General features: G+C 71.0%; 15 protein-coding genes and 1 pseudogene. 14 read left to right on the forward strand and 2 right to left on the reverse strand.

Annotated features, from left to right (window positions below; all coding sequences use genetic code 11):
• Positions 1–14: 14 nt before the first annotated feature.
• The 10 genes from AC156L_RS36780 to AC156L_RS36825 all read left to right on the forward strand — a co-directional run bounded on the left by AC156L_RS36780 (position 15) and on the right by AC156L_RS36825 (position 12,462).
• Positions 15–1,289, forward strand: a complete 1,275-nt coding sequence (locus tag AC156L_RS36780) for an NAD(P)/FAD-dependent oxidoreductase (RefSeq protein WP_330878773.1) — start codon at positions 15–17, stop codon at positions 1,287–1,289.
• The gene (locus AC156L_RS36785; protein WP_330878774.1) at positions 1,283–1,999 is read left to right on the forward strand and encodes a DUF1365 domain-containing protein; all 717 of its coding nucleotides are present in this window, start codon (positions 1,283–1,285) and stop codon (positions 1,997–1,999) included. The genes AC156L_RS36780 and AC156L_RS36785 overlap by 7 nt, the downstream gene beginning before the upstream one ends.
• Positions 1,996–3,237, forward strand: coding sequence for a cyclopropane-fatty-acyl-phospholipid synthase family protein (locus AC156L_RS36790; protein WP_330878775.1), 1,242 nt, complete (start codon positions 1,996–1,998; stop codon positions 3,235–3,237). Before AC156L_RS36785 ends, AC156L_RS36790 begins: the two co-directional genes overlap by 4 nt.
• 166 nt (positions 3,238–3,403) lie before the next feature.
• Entirely contained in the window at positions 3,404–4,099 is a 696-nt protein-coding gene (gene shbA / locus AC156L_RS36795; protein WP_330878776.1) for an RNA polymerase sigma factor ShbA, read from the forward strand.
• A 27-nt stretch (positions 4,100–4,126) separates the two neighbouring features.
• Entirely contained in the window at positions 4,127–5,164 is a 1,038-nt protein-coding gene (locus tag AC156L_RS36800) for a carbohydrate kinase family protein (RefSeq protein WP_330878777.1), read from the forward strand.
• 452 nt (positions 5,165–5,616) lie between these two features.
• Positions 5,617–7,731, forward strand: coding sequence for a transglycosylase domain-containing protein (locus AC156L_RS36805; RefSeq protein WP_330878778.1), 2,115 nt, complete (start codon positions 5,617–5,619; stop codon positions 7,729–7,731).
• A 479-nt stretch (positions 7,732–8,210) separates the two neighbouring features.
• A complete protein-coding gene (locus tag AC156L_RS36810) occupies positions 8,211–8,993 on the forward strand; it encodes a M23 family metallopeptidase (RefSeq protein ID WP_330878779.1) in 783 nt (260 codons plus the stop codon).
• A gap of 178 nt (positions 8,994–9,171) precedes the next feature.
• Complete coding sequence (locus tag AC156L_RS36815; RefSeq protein ID WP_330878780.1) at positions 9,172–10,122, forward strand: LLM class F420-dependent oxidoreductase; 951 nt, start codon at positions 9,172–9,174, stop codon at positions 10,120–10,122.
• Positions 10,123–10,126: 4 nt separating this feature from the next.
• A complete protein-coding gene (locus AC156L_RS36820) occupies positions 10,127–10,762 on the forward strand; it encodes a TetR/AcrR family transcriptional regulator (protein WP_330878781.1) in 636 nt (211 codons plus the stop codon).
• A 200-nt stretch (positions 10,763–10,962) separates the two neighbouring features.
• Positions 10,963–12,462 carry an extracellular solute-binding protein gene (locus AC156L_RS36825; RefSeq protein WP_330878782.1) on the forward strand — a complete coding sequence of 500 codons (1,500 nt, stop codon included), beginning with the start codon at positions 10,963–10,965 and terminating at the stop codon, positions 12,460–12,462.
• Here the strand turns inward: AC156L_RS36825 and AC156L_RS36830 are convergent, their stop codons facing one another.
• Together AC156L_RS36830 and AC156L_RS36835 are read right to left on the reverse strand one after the other, a co-directional pair.
• Entirely contained in the window at positions 12,463–12,822 is a 360-nt protein-coding gene (locus AC156L_RS36830; RefSeq protein ID WP_330878783.1) for a VOC family protein, read from the reverse strand.
• Between the two features lie 19 nt (positions 12,823–12,841).
• Positions 12,842–13,300: a peroxiredoxin gene (locus AC156L_RS36835; RefSeq protein ID WP_330878784.1), complete on the reverse strand. Its 459-nt coding sequence runs from the start codon at positions 13,298–13,300 to the stop codon at positions 12,842–12,844.
• A gap of 104 nt (positions 13,301–13,404) precedes the next feature.
• On the opposite strand from AC156L_RS36835, the gene AC156L_RS36840 reads away from it, so the two are divergent.
• The 4 genes and pseudogenes from AC156L_RS36840 to AC156L_RS36855 all read left to right on the forward strand — a co-directional run.
• Positions 13,405–14,322, forward strand: a complete 918-nt coding sequence (locus AC156L_RS36840) for a LacI family DNA-binding transcriptional regulator (RefSeq protein ID WP_330878788.1) — start codon at positions 13,405–13,407, stop codon at positions 14,320–14,322.
• A gap of 126 nt (positions 14,323–14,448) precedes the next feature.
• Positions 14,449–16,341, forward strand: a complete 1,893-nt coding sequence (gene malQ / locus AC156L_RS36845; RefSeq protein ID WP_330878785.1) for a 4-alpha-glucanotransferase — start codon at positions 14,449–14,451, stop codon at positions 16,339–16,341.
• Positions 16,342–16,445: 104 nt separating this feature from the next.
• Positions 16,446–16,784 (forward strand): hypothetical protein, encoded by a 339-nt coding sequence (locus AC156L_RS36850; protein ID WP_330878786.1) that lies wholly within the window; start codon positions 16,446–16,448, stop codon positions 16,782–16,784.
• A gap of 103 nt (positions 16,785–16,887) precedes the next feature.
• A pseudogene (locus AC156L_RS36855) lies at positions 16,888–17,599 on the forward strand (glycogen debranching enzyme); the annotation flags it as partial.

Raw genomic sequence — 17,599 nt, forward strand, 5'->3', positions numbered from 1 at the left:
GAGAGGACACACCCGTGGCACAGGAATCCGGGCGTCGACGGGTCGCCGTGATCGGCAGCGGCGTGTCCGGCCTGACCGCGGCCTACCTGCTCCAGCGGCAGCACGACGTGCTGCTGTTCGAGTCGGACGACCGGCTCGGCGGCCACGCGCACACCCACGAGCTGACCACTCCGGACGGCGGCACCGCCCTGGTGGACAGCGGGTTCATCGTGCACAACGAGCGCACGTACCCGAACCTGCTGCGCCTGTTCCGCGAGCTCGGCGTGTCCACCCAGGACTCCGAGATGTCGATGAGCGTGCGCTGCGACGGCTGCGGCCTGGAGTACGCGGGCGCCCGCAAGCTGCCCGGCCTGTTCGCCCAGCCGCGCAACCTGGCCAAGCCCGCCTACCTGCGGATGCTCGCCGAGGTCACCCGCTTCCACCGGCACGCCCGCAGGCTCCTGGACTCCCCGGAGGCCGAGGACGTCACGCTCGGCGCGTTCCTCGCCATCGGCGGCTACTCGCGCTACTTCGTCGACCACTTCGTGGTGCCGGTCGTGTCCGCCGTCTGGTCCTCCGGCCCCGGCCTGAGCACCCGCTACCCGGCGCGCTACCTGTTCGAGTTCCTCGCCAACCACGGGATGCTCGCCATCGGCGGCACGCCGAAGTGGCGCACCGTCGTCGGCGGCTCGCGCAGCTACGTCGAACGCGCCGCCAAGGGCCTGACCGCCGTGCACGTGTCCACCCCGGTCCGCTCGGTCGTGCGCACGGCCGACGGCGTCGAGCTGCGCGACGACGCGGACCAGCGGCACCGGGTCGACAAGGTCGTCGTGGCCACCCACCCCGACCAGGCGCTGCGGCTGCTCGGCGACGCGACCGGCGAGGAGGAGGCCGTGCTCGGCGCGTTCTCCTACTCCCGCAACGAGACCTGGCTGCACAACGACCCGAGCGTGCTGCCGAGGACCAGCGGCGCCCAGGCGTCGTGGAACCTGCTCAAGACCTCCTGCCACCAGCAGGAGGGGCCCGTCGTCGTCAGCTACCACATGAACCGCCTGATGCGGCTGGTCGAACCGCTCGACTACGTCGTCACGCTCAACGCCACCGACCGGGTGGACGAGCGCACCGTGCTGGCCAAGATGGTCTACGAGCACCCGCTGTACACGCCGGAATCGGTCGCCGCGCAACGCCGACTGCCCTCCCTCAACACCGACGTCACCGCGTTCGCGGGCGCCTACCACGGCTGGGGCTTCCACGAGGACGGCTGCGCGTCGGGCGTCAGAGCCGCCGAGAGCCTCGGGGTGCGTTGGTGACGGCTCTCTACGAGGCGCGGGTCAGCCACACCCGGCGCGAGCGGATCGACCGCGCGTTCAGCCACAGCGTCTACCTGTGGCTGGTCGACCTCGACCGGCTGCCCCGGCTCCCGTGGTGGCTCCGGCCGTTCGCCCGGTTCGAGGCGCGTGACCACTTCGGACCGCACGCGGACGCGAGGACCGGCACGATCCGCGAGAACCTGGACCGGTGGCTGGCCGACCGCGGCGTCGACCTCGCGGGTGGACGGGTGCTCATGCTCGCCAACGCCCGCCTGCTCGGCCACGTGTTCAACCCGCTGTCCGTCTACTGGTGCCACCGCCCCGACGGCGCGCTGGCGTGCGTCGTCGCGGAGGTCCACAACACCTACGGCGAACGGCACCCCTACCTGCTGGAGACCGACGGCGCGGGCCGCGCCGAGGTCGACAAGGCGTTCTACGTGTCGCCGTTCCTCGACATGGGGGGCCGCTACCTCATGCGGCTGCCCGAACCGGGCGAGGAGCTGTCCGTGACCATCGCGCTGCGGCAGAACGGGAGGACCCCGTTCACCGCGGGCCTGCACGGCGTCCGCAGGACGGTCTCCCCGGCGAACCTCGTCCGCCTGCTCGTGCGCAGGCCGCTGATGACCCTCCGCGTGTCCACCCTCATCCGGATCCACGGCGTCACGCTGTGGCTGCGCCGCCTGCCCATCACCCCCAGGAGTGACCGATGAGCACCATCGACGTGTCGGTGCCCCGCCCGAACCAGGGTGTGTGGCCGGGGCTGACCACCCCGCCCCGCTCGCCGTTCAAGGCGAAGGTCGCCGAGGCGCTGTTCCGCCGAGCGGTCGCGTCGCTGCCCGTCCGCGTCGTGCTGCCCGACGGCGTCCGCCTCGGCGCGGGCGGCCCGGACACGCCGGTCATGCGCATCCACCGGCCCACCGCGTTCTTCCACCGCCTCGGCGCCGACGCCAAGATCGGCTTCGGCGAGGCGTACATGGTCGGCGACTGGAGCTCGACGGCCCTCGCGGACCTGCTCAGCGCGTTCGCCGCGAAGCTCTCCACGCTGATCCACCCCAGGCTCCAGCTCATGCGCCGCTGGGTCGAGCTGCGCCACCCCGACTCCGAGACCAACTCCGTCGAGGGCGCGCGGGACAACATCCACCGCCACTACGACCTGTCCAACGACCTGTTCGCGACGTTCCTGGACGAGACGATGAGCTACTCGTCCGCCCTGTTCGACCCGGACGGCGACCACGACCTGGTCGCCGGGCAGCTCCGCAAGATCGACGGCGTGCTCGACTACGCGGGGGTCCGCGAGGGCAGCCGCGTGCTGGAGATCGGCACCGGCTGGGGCGCGCTGGCCGTGCGGGCCGCGCAGCGCGGTGCCACCGTGACGTCGCTGACGATCTCCGCCGAGCAGCGCAAGCTCGCCCAGCGGCGGGTCGCCGACGCGGGCCTGTCCGACCGCGTCGACATCCACCTGCGCGACTACCGCGAGGAGCGCGGGGAGTACGACGCCGTGGTCAGCGTCGAGATGATCGAGGCCGTCGGCGTCGAGTACTGGCCGACCTACTTCGGCGTCCTCGACCGGGTGCTCGTGCCCGGTGGGCGGGTCGGCCTCCAGGCCATCACGATGCCGCACGACCGGATGCTGGCCAGCGCGCAGAGCTACACGTGGATCCACAAGTACGTGTTCCCCGGTGGTCTGATCCCGTCCGTCCAGGCGATCGACAAGACCGTCCGCGAGCACACCGGCCTGCGGCAGGAGGCGTCGCGCGCCTTCGGCGCCGACTACGCCGAGACCCTGCGGCAGTGGCGCGAGACCTTCCTGACCAGGTGGGACGACATCAACGGGTTCGGCTTCGACGAGACGTTCAAGCGGATGTGGGAGTTCTACCTCGCCTACTCGGAGGCGGGTTTCCGGGTCGGCTACCTCGACGTGCGGCAGTTCGGGTACGTGAAAGCCTGACGCGTTGCTCCGTTCGGTCGACGTGCGCCCCCGACCGGGTGCCCCCCAGGCCTTTCGGCCCATCTTCGTGGTCAGCTTGAAGAAGGCGGTATCAGCGGCACGACTGGGGACTCCTTCTCCTGTGAGCCGGGCAACGCCGGGACGCTGTGATCGAGGAGGTCGCCGGATGGTCCATCCATCGTCTGTGCGCGCCGGTGTCGGGTTCGGCATCGGTTCGGACGGCGACGAACGCCCGGTCGGTCGGCCCCACGTCCGGTTGATCACGGGGTCCGCCGCCCCCGTCGTGAGCACCCAGTGGCTCGTCGAGGCTGAACTGGTCGACATCGTCGACCAGGCCCTCGCGGGCAACCGCCGCGCCGTCGAGCAGCTGCTGGCACGCATCCAGCCGCTCGTGCTGCGCTACTGCCGCGCCCGCGTCGGCAGCCGTGAACGCACGCTCGTCTCGGCCGAGGACATCGCGCAGGAGGTCTGCCTGGCCGTCGTCTCCGCGCTGTCCAAGTACCGCTACGAGCCCGGTTCGTTCCTCGCGTTCGTCTACGGCATCGCCGCCCACAAGGTCGCCGACGCCCGCCGCCGCGCCGTCCGCAGCCGCTCCGAGGTGGTCCCGGAACTCCCGGACTGCCCCACCCTCGAAGCAGGCCCCGAGCAGCGAGCCGTGAACGGCGAGACGCTGGAGACCGTCGTGCAGCTGCTGCACCGCCTCCCGGACCGCCAGCGCGAGATCCTCGTGCTCCGCGTCGCCGTCGGCCTCACCGCCGAGGAGACCGCCACCGCCGTCGGCTCCACCGCGGGCGCCGTGCGGGTGGCGCAGCACCGCGCCCTGGCACGTTTGCGCGAGATGTTGGCGTCGATGGACGGCTGAGCCCCCGTCGGCCGGCATCGTAGGGGGATGACGACCGCCGAACCGCCCGCCTTCGACGTGCTGTTGTCGGGCACGGTGTTCCTGGACATCATCTTCACCGGCCTGCCCCGCCCGCCCGCCGCGGGCACCGAGGTCTGGGCCGAGGGCCTGGGCTCGTGCCCCGGCGGCATAGCCAACCTCGCGGTGGCCCTGAGCCGCCTGCAACTGCGGACGGCGCTGGCCGCCGCCTTCGGCGAGGACGTCTACGGCGACTTCTGCTGGGAAACCCTCTCGGAGCAGGAGGGCGTCGACCTGACCTACTGCCGCCGCTTCTACGGCTGGCACTCGCCGGTCACGGTGTCGATGGCCATGGAGAACGACCGCAGCATGGTCACCCACGGCCACCGCCCACCGATCTCGGCCGACAAGCTCCTGGAGACCCCGCCCCCGACGCGCGCCGCCTTCGTCCACATCCAACCGGAGGAGGAGCAGTGGGTCGCCCGCGCCAAGGCGCAGGGCGCGCTCCTGTTCGCCGACATCGGCTGGGACCGCACCGAGGTATGGGCACCGTCACTGCTCACCCGCCTGGACGGCTACGACTACTTCCTCCCGAACGACAAGGAAGCGACCCACTACACCCGCAAGGACACGGCGGAGGACGCAGCGGTCGCCCTGTCCGAACACGTTCCGGTGGTGGTGGTCACGAGAGGAGGAGGGGGCGCTTTCGCCTACGACGCCTCAACAGGTGAAAAAGCGGACGTACCGGGCCTCAACGTGGCCCCGCTGGACTCCACCGGAGCAGGGGACGTCTTCGGCGCGGGCTTCGTGCTGGGCACCCTGGCGGGCTGGCCACTGGAACACCGCGTCAGGTTCGCGAACCTCTGCGCGGCCCTCTCGGTGCAGCACTTCGGCGGATCCCTCTCCGCACCGGGCTGGGGAGACATAGCAGCCTGGTGGCGCACGGTGGGAAAGCGGGAAGAAGGCGACGTGAAGGCCTACGGCTTCCTGGCGGACCTGCTGCCGGGCCACGCGAACGCCGAGGTCAGAAGAGCGACGGCGACGATAAAGCTCCAGGGACCGCACTGAAGCGCGAAAACCGATCCCTGGAGGAGTCGACCCGACCGGCCGCGGAACGCGGCCGGTTCGACTCGCGGTCGTGAGCCTCCACTTCGAGGATCGGACAGGCTTCCGCCCCGATCACGGGCTCGCAGGAGGAGCCCCTGGTCACATCGGCCGCACCACGCCGGAACCGGCGAGCACCTCCGAACCGGCGGCCATCCCAGCCGATCACCGGGGGAGCCGCGGCCGCTCCCGCTCCCGTCCCGCGATTCGAACCCGCCACGATCGGGTACTAGCAGCAGGGGCCCGCATCACCGACCACCCGCCCTCACAGGCGCCACAACCCACCAGGAGTACGTTCACCACATCGTCGGTGTGATCGCGCAGAATTTGCCGTTCGTCAAGCAACCTGCACGCGGTCCCGTGCGACTTATAAGGACAAGGGGATCTCCGCCAGTTCGGAAGGGGTTGCGGGTTTCGTGTTCGCGCGTGCGACGGGGCTGGTCAAGTTGGTGGGGTTGTGCCTTGCGGCGGGCGTGCTGCTCGCGGCGGTCATGTTCCCCGTCGTCGGCGGGTTGGGACTTGCGTCCAACCGCGCCGCGGACACGGTCGACCAGACTTCGGGTGAGCTGGCCAAGGGGGAGTTGCCCCTGGTCACCACGGTCCAGGACATGAACGGCGCACCCATCGCGTACCTGTACGACCAGTACCGGATCCCGGTGCAGTACGAGCAGATCGCGGACACGATGAAGGCCGCGATCATCGCGATCGAGGACAAGCGGTTCTTCCTCCACAAGGGAGTCGACTGGCAGGGCATCGCCCGTGCGGCGGCCAAGGCCGGTGCCGACGGCGAGGTGTCGCAGGGCGCGTCGACGCTGACGCAGCAGTACGTGAAGAACTACCTGGCGTTCGTGCTGGGCGGCGGCTCCAACGAGGCGTACGAGAAGGCCACCGAGGCGACCGCGGGGCGCAAGCTCCGCGAGGCGCGCGTGGCGCTCCAGCTGGAGCAGGTGATGACCAAGGAGGAGATCCTCACCGCCTACCTGAACATCGTGCCGTTCGGCAACGGCACGTACGGCGTGGGCGCGGCCGCCAAGGCGTACTTCGGCACGACCCCGGACAAGCTGACCGTGCCGCAGGCCGCGATGCTGGCCGGTCTGGTCAACCAGCCCAGCGTGCTCAACCCCGGCAGGGGTCCGGAGGCGGCGATCAAGCGCCGCAACACGGTGATCGACCGGATGCGCGACAACGAGGCGTTCGGCGCGGACAAGGCCGTCGCCGAGGCGAAGGCGACCGAGTACAAGGCCGCCGAGCCGGGTGTGGTCGCCGACCTCCAGCTCCTGCCCAACGGCTGCGTCGGCGCCGGTGACGGTCCGGTGTACGGCTTCTTCTGCCAGTACCTGCTGGACTACCTCCAGAAGTCCGGGATGAAGAAGGACGACCTGTTCCGCGGCGGGTACACGATCAAGACCACGATGGACCCGGTCGCCACGGTCGCCGCCAAGCAGGCGGCCGAGGGCCAGGTGCCCAAGACGACGGAGGGCGTCGCGAACGCCATGGCGGTCGTCCAACCCGGCTCGGACAAGCACCGCGTGCGCGCGCTGGCCGCGAACCGCGACTTCGGCAACAACGCCGAGGCCGGGCAGAGCGCCTACTCGCTCCCGGCGGAGGTGACGCGCTTCGGCGCGGGCTCCATCTACAAGGTGTTCACGGCCGCCGCGGCGCTGGAGAAGAAGGTCACCGGCATCGACCGGGAGATCGACGTCCCGAACGTCTACACGTCGAGGGTCTACCAGAACGGGGGCAAGCCCTACACCGTTCGCAACTACTCGAACGGCACCGACACGAAGATGACGCTGACCAAGGCGCTGGCGACCTCGCCCAACACCGGCTTCATCATCCTGGAGGAGAAGGCGGGCCTGGACAACGTCGTGGACATGGCCTACCGGCTCGGGCTGCGCGAGACGATGCAGGGGGTCAACGAGGCGGGCGACCCGCTGAAGGCCGACGGCTCGAACGGCCCGTCCCAGGGGGACCAGTTCAAGCAGAACAACAGCGGGTCGTTCACCCTCGGTCCGGGCGCGACCAGCGTCCTGGAGCTGTCGAACGTCGCCGCGACCATCGTCAGCCACGGCGTGTGGTGCCCGCCGACGCCGGTCGAGCAGATCCTGGACCGCGACGGCAACCCGGTGAAGCTCAACGAGCCCGCCTGCGAGCAGACCGTCGCCCCGGAGCTGGCGGACTCGCTGGCGCAGGGCATGAGCCACGACACGCTGCCCGGCGGCACGGCGGCGGGCGCGTCGCAGGGCTTCAACCGGCCGATGATCGGCAAGACCGGCACGACCGAGAACTACTGGTCGGTCGCCTTCATGGGCGCGACCCCGCAGTACGCGGGCGCGGTCATGACGTTCACCGACGGCGTGGCCCCGCAGGTCATCTGCGACGCCCGCTCCCCGAGGCTGTGCGGCAACAACGGCCGGACCGGCCTCACCGGTGGCGAGGTCGCCGCTCCGACCTGGTTCAACGCGATGAAGGTGATCCACGAGGGCAAGCCCGCCGACCCGCTGCCCCCGGCCGCGCCGCAGTACAAGTAGTCACCTGACGTAGCCGTTCACCGACCGCCCCGCCTGCCCTGTGCTAGCGGGGCGGTCCTCGTTCGGGTGTCTTGCACGATCAAGCTGATGACCAGCGGTGATGCTTCTGCCCGGCTATTGGTCTAGGAATCGGTCAACGGTCAAGTCCTGCGCCCGGTAACGGCGAAATTCGAGACTCGACCGTCTATTGTCACTCTGTGTAGTGAGAAGTGGGTTATCTCACCAATATGCGCACTTCGCAGCGCGAGACTTGCCCATGTTCGTCACCTCGGGTTACGTTCCCTGCCGCTTGTCACGGTTCGATAACTAGCAGGACACGGCGTCGTCCCCGAAACGACACCGACTGGATCCCCCGCCAGCCGTCCTGGTCGAACTCCCCGAGGCAGAAAGGCACACTCTTGGCCAGGCACAGCACTGCGCGCGGCCGAAGCGTGTTCACGGCACCCCCGAAGGCCGAAGGCCGCCGTGGAGCGCATCGCGTGGAGATCACCAAACCCACCCTCGGCGGACGCGCCGCCGCCGCCGTCGTCGTGGCCGGCGCTCTCGCCACCACCGCGGGCGTCGCGAACGGCTGGGGCTCGGTCGAGCAGCCCGGCGCCGAACTGGCGGCCAAGCTGGCCGCGGGCAGCTTGGCCCCGCAACCCGCTCCGACGCGGGGCGTGCAGACCGTGCACGTCATCCAGCCCGGCCTCGAGGCCGCGAAGCTCATGCGGGCCCAGCAGATGAACGCGGGCCAGCACGTGGACGAGGCCATCAGGTTCGCCCAGGACGGCTACACCGCGCGCCAGGCCGAGCTGAAGCGTCAGGCCGACGAGCAGGCCGTGGCCCAGGCGGCCGAAGAGGCCAGGATCGCCGCGGAGGAGGCCGCCAAGCGGCCGACGGTCGTGAAGCCCGCCGAGGGCAGCTACACCTCCGGCTACGGCGCCCGCTGGGGCACCACGCACTACGGCGTCGACATCGCCAACGCCATCGGCACCCCCATCGTGTCCGCGATGGACGGCGTCGTCGTCGAAGCCGGTCCCGCCAGCGGCTTCGGCCTCTGGGTCCGGGTGCAGCACGCCGACGGCACCACCACCGTCTACGGGCACGTCAACGAGATCATCGCGGCCCAGGGTGCCCAGGTGAAGGCGGGCGACCTCATCGCCACCATCGGCAACCGCGGCCAGTCCACCGGCCCGCACCTGCACTTCGAGGTCTGGCTGAACGGCGGCCAGAAGGTCGACCCCAGCTCCTGGCTGGCCGAGCGCGGCATCGCGCTGTAGGGCACCGCGAACGGCGGGCCCCCGAGTCCAGCGCCCCGAACGCGCGACTCCTCACCGGGGTATCCCGCACCGGTCCGCCTGAAACCCCCGAGTCGAACGACGGGGAAGCGTGGAACATACCGACTGGTCGGTACCCGAGGTAGGGTATCGGCCAGTCGCGTGTTCTGAGGAGGCGCTCGTGGGTCGTTGGGGAATCACGCTGCCGTTGACCGGTGTCCCGGTGCTGGAGCACCGGGCGCTGGTCTCCGAGCTGGCGGAGCTGGGGTACACCGACGTGTGGTCCGCCGAGACCACCGGAACCGACGCGTTCACGCCGCTGGCGCTCGCGGCGCAGTGGTCGGACTCGATCCGGCTCGGCACGGCGATCACACCGGTCTACACGCGCGGTCCCGGACTGCTGGCCATGAGCGCCGCGACGGCCGCCGAGGTGTCGGGCGGGCGGTTCGTGCTCGGCATCGGGTCGTCCTCGCCCGCCATCGTGAACCGGTGGAACGCCGCCGAGTTCACCGAGCCCTTCAAGCGCACCCGCGACACCCTGCGCTTCCTCAAGGCCGCGCTCGCGGGCGAGAAGGTCGACGAGCGGTACGACACCTTCACCGTGCGCGGCTTCAAGCTGGAGCGCGCGCCGGAGCGGAAGGTGCCGATCATGCTCGCGGCACTGCGGCCGACCATGCTGCGGCTCGCCGCCAAGGAGGCCGACGGGGCCATCACGAACTGGCTGGGCGCCGGTGACGTGGCGACGGTGCGGGCCGAGCTGGGCGACGCCGAGCTGGCGGCGCGCATCTTCGTGTGCCCGACCGAGGACGTCGACTCCGCACGGGCCCTGGGACGGCTGCTGATCAGCAGCTACCTGACCGTGCCCGCGTACGCGGCGTTCCACGACTGGCTGGGGCGCGGCGAGGCGCTGGCGCCGATGCACGAGGCCTGGGCCGCGGGGGACCGCAAGGCGGCCAACAGGCTCGTGCCCGACGCCGTCGTGGACGACCTGGTCGTGCACGGCAGCGTGGAGCAGTGCCGCGCGAAGGTGGCGGAGTACGCGGCGAACGGCGTGGACACGCCGATCATCGCGCTGCTGCCGACCGGCGCCGACCAGTTCGACCTCGTGCGCGCGCTCGCGCCGGGAGCCTGACGACGTGGCGCGCCGGGCGGGCGTCGGCGAGCTGAGCCGGACGGAGAACCGGATCATGGCCGCCGCCGTGCGGCTGTTCGCCGCCAAGGGCTTCGACGCCACGACCGTCCAGGAGGTCGTGGAGGCCGCCGAGGTCACCAAGGGCGCGCTGTACCACTACTTCGGGTCGAAGGACGACCTGCTCTACGAGATCTACCGGTCGCTGATCGGCAGGCAGATGGCGGAGCTGGACCGGATCGTGGCGCTTGACCTCGATCCGGCCACCACCGTCCGCGAGATCGTCGTGAGCCTGGTCGAGACGACGGCGTCGAGCGTCGACGAGGCCGCCGTGTTCATGCGCGAGATGCACCGGCTGGACGCCGACCTGATGGCGTCGTTCCGCGCCGAGCGCAGGCGCTACCACGAGACGTTCCGCGCGGTGGTCGAGCAGGCGCAGGTCAGCGGCCGGTTCAGCCGGGTCGTGCCCGCCGAGACGGCGGTGCTGATCGCGCTCGGCGTCATCAACCAGCTGCCCACCTGGTACCGCCCCGACGGGCCCAAGTCGCCTGCCCGGCTGGGCGGGGAGATCGCGGACTTCGTGCTCGCCGCGCTCCGCGCCACCGGCGGGCGACCGTTGGGCTTTACGGGTGAACACCCGTAGCGGAGAACGCCGAACATCAATTCTCCCCACCCGGCTGCCGATACCGTCCTCGGCGACCGCACGTCCGGAATCGGGGGATTCCGGCGTCTGCGCCGCGTTCCGGCGGATGACCAGGTGTGAGGGGTGTGGGGGACGTGTCCGAACCCGCTGGACGGTGGAGTCCGCGCAAGAAGATCGGTTACATCGCCTTCGCTGTCGGGATGGTCGTGGTGATCACCTCGGCGTCCGCGTACATGGTGACGGCGGTGGACCGGCGGTGGACCCCCGGCTCGATCGCGCTCACGGCGGTCAGCGGGATCATGGTGGTGGTCTCCGGCATCTGCATCAACGTCCTGCCCAGGGCGATCGGCACGATCTGGCGCAGCCCGGAGCGGCTGCCGCGGCTCGGTGACCTGCGGTGGCTGATCAGGCTGCTGAGGAAGCCCCTGCGCGTGGTGCTCGTCCTCGCCACGGTGGCCGTGATCGTCGCGGGCGGCATCGCCGCGATGCCGCCGCCGACCGGCCTGGAACGGGGTGAGATCGTCGTGATGACCGCGTTCGGGGAGGGCGTGACCGACCCCAGGAACGTGCTCTTCCGCCAGTGGAGCCAGTCGCACCCGGACAACCCCGTGCGGGTCGTCGCCGTTCCGGGGGAACCGGACGAGCAGAACGAGCGGATGGTGAACGACGCCGAGCCCGGTGGGAAGCACGAGGCCGACGTGTACGTCCTCGACCTCGTCTGGATGCCGCAGTTCGTCGACAGCGGGTACATCCGGGAACTGGACGGGACGAGCCTCTCCGAGTCCGACGACGAGGGCGACTTCATCCCCGGCGCCCTCGGGACCTGCAAGCGCGGCGGCAAGCTGTGGGCCCTGCCGTTCAACACCGACGCGGGCCTGGTGTTCTACCGCGACGACATCCCCGGCGTCACCGCGCCGAAGGAGTGGGACGACTACTTCGGCCAGACCGCCAAGGCCTCGGCGGTCACCGCGAAGGCGGGCGGGCACGGGATCAAGGCGGCGAACGCGGCGCAGCTCGCCGACGAGGAGGTCCTCACCATCACGGCGCTGGAGGCCATCTGGGCGGCGGGCGGCAAGATGGTGACCGACAGCGGTGACCTGACGCTGAACACGGACGAGAACGAGGTCTACCTCAGTGCTGAGGACCTCAAGGGCATCGAGAACCTCGCCATCGCCGCGAAGGACACCGACCTCGTGCTCACCGAGAACGACACCGCCGCGAAGTCGGCCGAGAACGGGGCGATCGACTCGTTCCAGGCCGGGGCGACGCTGTTCATGCGGAACTGGCCGGTCGCGTCGGACACCCTGCGCGACGACGTCCGCTACGGGGTGACCGCCTGGCGGACGCCGAGCGTGCTCGGCGGGCAGAACCTCGCGATCTCCGCCAAGTCGGGCCCGGAGGGCAAGCCCCGCGCCGCACGGGCGCTGATCGACTTCCTCACCAGCCGGTCGAGCCAGCTCATCCTGTCCGAGATGGGCTCGCTGGCGCCGACCCGGCAGTCGACCTTCCGCGACGGCAAGCGGGCCGACGCCCAGGAGCTCCAGACGGCGGTGAACCTGGCGTGGCAGCGACCGAGGACACCCCACTACACGCACTTCAGCAGGGTGTTCCGCACCGGCATCGCCCGCGCGCTCAACAACGGCGGGAAGGTGGAGCCGAGCTTCGGGCGAGACCTGTACGAGGCCTGGCACGGCCGCTGATCAGTCCCAGGTCAGGCAGAACGTGTGCCCGGCGGGGTCGGTGAACACCTGGAAGCCCTCGCCGCTCGCGTCCAGCCGACGCCCGCCCAGCTCGGTGATCCTCCGGGTGGCCTCGTCCAGTTCGTCGCGCGGTATCCGCAGGTCCAGGTGGAACTGCTGCGACCCCTTCGGGTCGGGGAAGGTCGGCGGTTCGTGCTCCGGGGAGAGCTGGAACGCGAACCGCCGACCCTCGCCGTCGACCACGACGGCCCAGTCGTGGTCGTTGTCGGTGACCTTCCCGCCGAGCAGCTCGGCGTAGAAGGCGGCGAGGGCGCGGGGGTCCCGGGTGTCGACGACGACAGACCTCAGTTGTCCGATCATGCGGCGCGTGTACCCCGGATCAGGCCTCGGCATGCTCCCGCAGCGCGACGAGCGCCTTGTCGGCGTGGGAGTTCATGCCGAACTCGGACTTGACCACCTCGATCACGCGGCTGTCGGTGCCGATCACGAACGTGTGCCGCTTCACCGGCAGCGGCCCGAAGCGGCGCTTCACGCCGAACACCTCCGCGACCTCGCCGTCCACGTCGGACAGCAGCGGGTAGTCGAACGAGTGGGCGTCGGAGAACTGCTTCTGCCTGCTGACGGAGTCGGTGCTGATGCCGACCCGCCGCGCCCCGACCTCCGCGAACTCCGCGGCCAGGTCGCGGAAGTGGCAGCTCTCGACGGTGCAGCCGCCCGACAGCGCGGCCGGGTAGAAGAACAGCACGACCGGCCCGTCCTCCAGCAGGGCCGACAGCGTGCGCGAGGCGCCGTGCTGGTCGGGGAGCGTGAAGTCGGGGACGAGATCGCCGGTCTTCATCTGGTGGTGTCCTTCCGCGTACGACTGGTGTCGTGGGGTGTTCGGCGGAGGCCCACCGTACGGTTCTCAGTAGGCTCGTGATCAGGGAGGTGGACGTGACCAGCATGTCCGACGTGGCACGCGCCGCAGGTGTGTCCGCCGCGACGGTGTCCCGCGCGCTGCGGGGCGAGCCCGGCGTGTCCGAGGCGACGCGGCGGTACGTCACCGAGGTGGCGAAGCGGATGCGGTACGCCATCGCCAGGGACGCCTCCAGCCTCGCGGGCGGGCGCAGGTACGCCATAGCGGTGCTGACCGGCGACGTCGGCCGCGGCGACCTGCTGGCGGGCGCCGAGGGCGCGCTGCGGCAGGCCGGGTTCGACGTGCTGCTCTACGTGCTGGGCGACGACGACGCGCGGACCGGGTTCTTCGAGGACGTGCCGCTGGGCCGCAGGGTCGACGGCGTGCTCGCCCTGTCGATCACCCTGGCCGAGCACGAGGCCGCGGCGCTGGCCGAGCTGGGCGTGCCGGTGCTGACCGTGGACGACGGCGACCTGCGCAGCGCGCTGCGGCTCGCGGTGGGCCACCTGATCGACCTCGGCCACCGCGACATCGCGCTGGTGCTGGCCGTCGGCGTGGACGAGTCCTACGACGAGGTGCTGGTCGCGCTGGGCCTGGAGATCCGTCCCGAGTGGACGCTGTGGTCCTCGCCGACCGTCGTCGGCGGCGAGCAGGTCGCGGACGCGCTGCTGGACGGCGACCGGCTGCCCACAGCGGTGGTCAGCGCGAGCGGTGAGGTGGCGCTGGGCGTGTTCATGCGGCTGCGCCGCGACGGCCGCCGGATCCCCGAGGACCTCTCGCTGGTCAGCCTGGACGGGCAGGACCTCACCCGCGCGGTCGGCATCACCGCCGTCGAGGGCGCCCTGCGCGAGGAGGGTGAGCAGGCCGTGGCGGAGCTGCTCGGCAGCATCCGCGGGAATGGGGAATCATCGGTGCACGAACTGTCGTGGCAGTTGGCGGTCAGGGAGTCGACCGGCAGGGCATGACGCACGGTCACGGAGCACACCACCACCCGTCCGGCCTGACACGACGCACTGAATTAGCTGCGCCCTTCGGGTGACCAGGTCGTGCCGCCCTGGCTTCCGCGGCGCCCTTGAGAGAAAGCTGATCGCGTGGACGACGAGTTGGCCGCACTGGCCGAGGCGCACGGCGTGGCCACCCGTTACGAGGACGCAGGGCAGCGCTGGGTCGACGTCGATCCCCCGGTCGTCGTAGCGGTGCTCGCCCAGTTGGACGTGGACGCCTCGACGCCGGAGGCCGTGCGCGCCGCGCTGGCGGCCGTCACCGCCGCCCCGGACACCCTCCCCGCCACGATCGTCGTCCGCGAGGGTCGCGTGCTCGACCTCGGCCACCCGGCGACCGCGGTGCTGGAGGACGGCACCGAGGTCGAGCTGCCCGCCGAGCTGCCGCTGGGCTACCACCGGGTAGGCACGTCGACGGTGATCGTCACGCCCGCGCGGCTGCCCACCGTGCCCAGGGCGTGGGGCTGGATGGTGCAGCTCTACGCGTGCCGGTCCGAGGAGTCGTGGGGGATGGGCGACTACACCGACCTCGCCACGATCGCCCGCCGCTCCAGCGTGGAGCTGGACGCCGGGGTGCTGCTGGTCAACCCGGTGCAGGCGATCAGCCCGACGCACCCGGTGGAGCGCTCCCCGTACTCGCCCGCCAGCCGCCGCTACCAGAACCCGATCTACCTGCGGGTCACCGCGACCGCCGCCTACTCGAACGCCGACCAGGCCACCCGCGAGGCCGTCGCCGCGCTGCGCCCGGACAACCGCACCGAGCTGATCGACTACGACGCCGTGTGGAGCGCGAAGTCGGCCGCGCTGGAGCTGCTGTGGCCGCACCACCGGGACCGGGTCGACCTCGACGCCGACCCCGCGCTGCGCGACTTCGCCACGTTCTGCGCGCTCGCCGAGCGCCACGGCCCGGACTGGCGGACCTGGCCGGAGGCGCTGCGCGACCCCGCGACGGCGCTGGCCGACCCGGAGCGGGTGGCCTTCCACGCCTGGCTCCAGCAGCTGTGCCGAGCCCAGCTCGACGACGTGCGGCTGGCGGCGCACGAGTCCGGCATGGCCGTCGGCGTCATCCACGACCTGCCGGTCGGCGTGCACCCCGGCGGCGCGGACACGTGGGCGCAGCGCGACACGTTCGCGCCGAACGTCACCGTGGGCGCCCCACCGGACGCGTTCAACCAGCAGGGCCAGAACTGGGGCCTCCCGCCGTGGCGGCCGGACCGGCTCGCCGCGCTGGGCTACGCGCCGTTCCGCGAGATGCTGCGCAGCGTCCTGCGCCACGCGGACGGCATCCGGGTCGACCACGTCGCCGGGCTCTGGCGGCTGTGGTGGATCCCGCCGGGCGAGTCGCCCGGCCGCGGCACCTACGTGCGCTACGACGCCGAGGCGATGCTCGGCGTGCTGGCGCTGGAGGCGCACCGGGCAGGCGCGGTCGTCGTGGGCGAGGACCTGGGCACGGTCGAGGACGAGGTGACCGAGACGCTGCACGAGCGGGGCATGCTCAGCTCCGCCGTGCTGTGGTTCCAGCGCGACTACGACGAGCCGGGCCACCCGCTCGTGCCGCCGGAGAAGTGGACGTCGTCGGCGATGGCGAGCATCTCGACGCACGACCTGCCGACGGTCGCCGGGTTCCTGGCCGCCGAGCACGTCCGCGTCCGCGCCGAACTCGGGTTGTTTGACGGGCCGGTCGACGGGGAATACAGCGCTGCCGAGCTGGAACGCCACCAGCTCGTCGAGCTGATGACCCAGGAGGGTGTGCCCACGGATGACCTCGTCGCCGCGTTCCACACCCTTCTCGCGAAGGCGCCCTCGGTGCTGGTGCTGACCTCGCCGCAGGACGCCCTCGGGGAGGTGCGCCAGCCGAACCTGCCGGGAACGGTCGACCAGTACCCCAACTGGCGGATCCCGCTGCCCGTGACGCTGGAGGAGCTCTTCGCCGACGAACACGTGCGCGCCGTCGTCGCCGCGCTGGCGGGAGGGCAGGGCTGATGAGCCGAAACAAGCGTGTTACCGCGGGTCACCGACCTGCGGAGTATCGTCAAGACGTCACCCGAGGAGCAATTCCGCCCAATGGTTGGAGGTGGCATTCCCCAGTGAACACCGAGGTTGCGTCCCGAACGGGAACCCTGCCCGGAAGTCTGATCACCGCCGTGCACCCCACGGAGGCCCTGGAGATCGCGGTCGAGCAGGTGCTGGCCGCCGTCCGGCCCGCGGTGCTGACCGATCCGGTGTCCGGTGCGCTGCGGGCCGAGGAGTCGCTGCGCAGCGCGCTGCGCGGCACCGAACACGGCACCGACGGCGCCCTGGAGCAGGCCATGGCCTGCGCGGAGGCGGCGTGCGAACACCTCCGCTACTGCGAACTCCAGGAGGCACGACTCCTCCTGGTAGCCGCGCGAGGCCAACTGGTCCGCGCGAACGCCCAGCGGTCCTGAGCGGACTCGGGTAGACGACACCACCAAGACCGCCACGCTCCCCGGCCCTCCCCGTCGACCTCCGTCGACCGGGTGGACCGGGTTGCCTGCTGAGGAGACCTAGTTGCGGCCCTGGCCAGGAACCCCCTACCCACTCGGCGCCACCTACGACGGCGTCGGCACCAACTTCGCACTCTTCTCGGAGGTCGCCGACGAAGTCGAGCTGTGCCTCTTCGACGAGGAGGGCGGGGAGACCCGCGTCAGGCTCCCGGAGGTCGACGGCTTCGTCCACCACGGCTACCTGATCGGCGTCGGCCCCGGCCAGCACTACGGCTACCGGGTGCACGGCCGGTACGAGCCGGAGCACGGACCGCGCTGCAACCCGAACAAGCTGCTCATCGACCCCTACGCCAAGGCGATCTCCGACGGCGTCGAGTGGCACGAGTCGCTGTTCGGCTACCCGTTCGGCGAGCCGGACCAGCGCAACGACCAGGACTCGGCGCCGTACGTGCCGAAGTCCGTCGTGGTGAACCCGTTCTTCGACTGGTCCAACGACCGCGCCCCGAGGACGCCGTACAACGAGACGGTGATCTACGAGGCCCACGTGCGCGGCCTGACGATGAACCACCCGGACATCCCGCACCGCCTCCGCGGCACCTACGCGGGCATCGCGCACCCCGTGGTCATCGACCACCTCACCAAGCTGGGTGTGACGGCGATCGAGCTGATGCCGGTGCACCAGTTCATCACCGACCACGGGTTGGCGGAGAAGGGGCTGCGGAACTACTGGGGTTACAACACGATCGGGTTCTTCGCGCCGCACGACCTGTACGCGG

This window comes from Umezawaea sp., assembly GCF_057122925.1.

What these genes read in the sequence shown, in the direction of transcription:
- AC156L_RS36835 (WP_330878784.1), bottom strand. Translation starts at nt 13,300, where the DNA reads ATGAAGACCGGCGATCTCGTCCCCGACTTCACGCTCCCCGACCAGCAC.
- AC156L_RS36840 (WP_330878788.1), top strand. Translation starts at nt 13,405, where the DNA reads ATGTCCGACGTGGCACGCGCCGCAGGTGTGTCCGCCGCGACGGTGTCC.
- shbA (WP_330878776.1), top strand. Translation starts at nt 3,404, where the DNA reads ATGGTCCATCCATCGTCTGTGCGCGCCGGTGTCGGGTTCGGCATCGGT.
- AC156L_RS36825 (WP_330878782.1), top strand. Translation starts at nt 10,963, where the DNA reads ATGGTCGTGGTGATCACCTCGGCGTCCGCGTACATGGTGACGGCGGTG.
- AC156L_RS36800 (WP_330878777.1), top strand. Translation starts at nt 4,127, where the DNA reads ATGACGACCGCCGAACCGCCCGCCTTCGACGTGCTGTTGTCGGGCACG.
- AC156L_RS36790 (WP_330878775.1), top strand. Translation starts at nt 1,996, where the DNA reads ATGAGCACCATCGACGTGTCGGTGCCCCGCCCGAACCAGGGTGTGTGG.
- AC156L_RS36830 (WP_330878783.1), bottom strand. Translation starts at nt 12,822, where the DNA reads ATGATCGGACAACTGAGGTCTGTCGTCGTCGACACCCGGGACCCCCGC.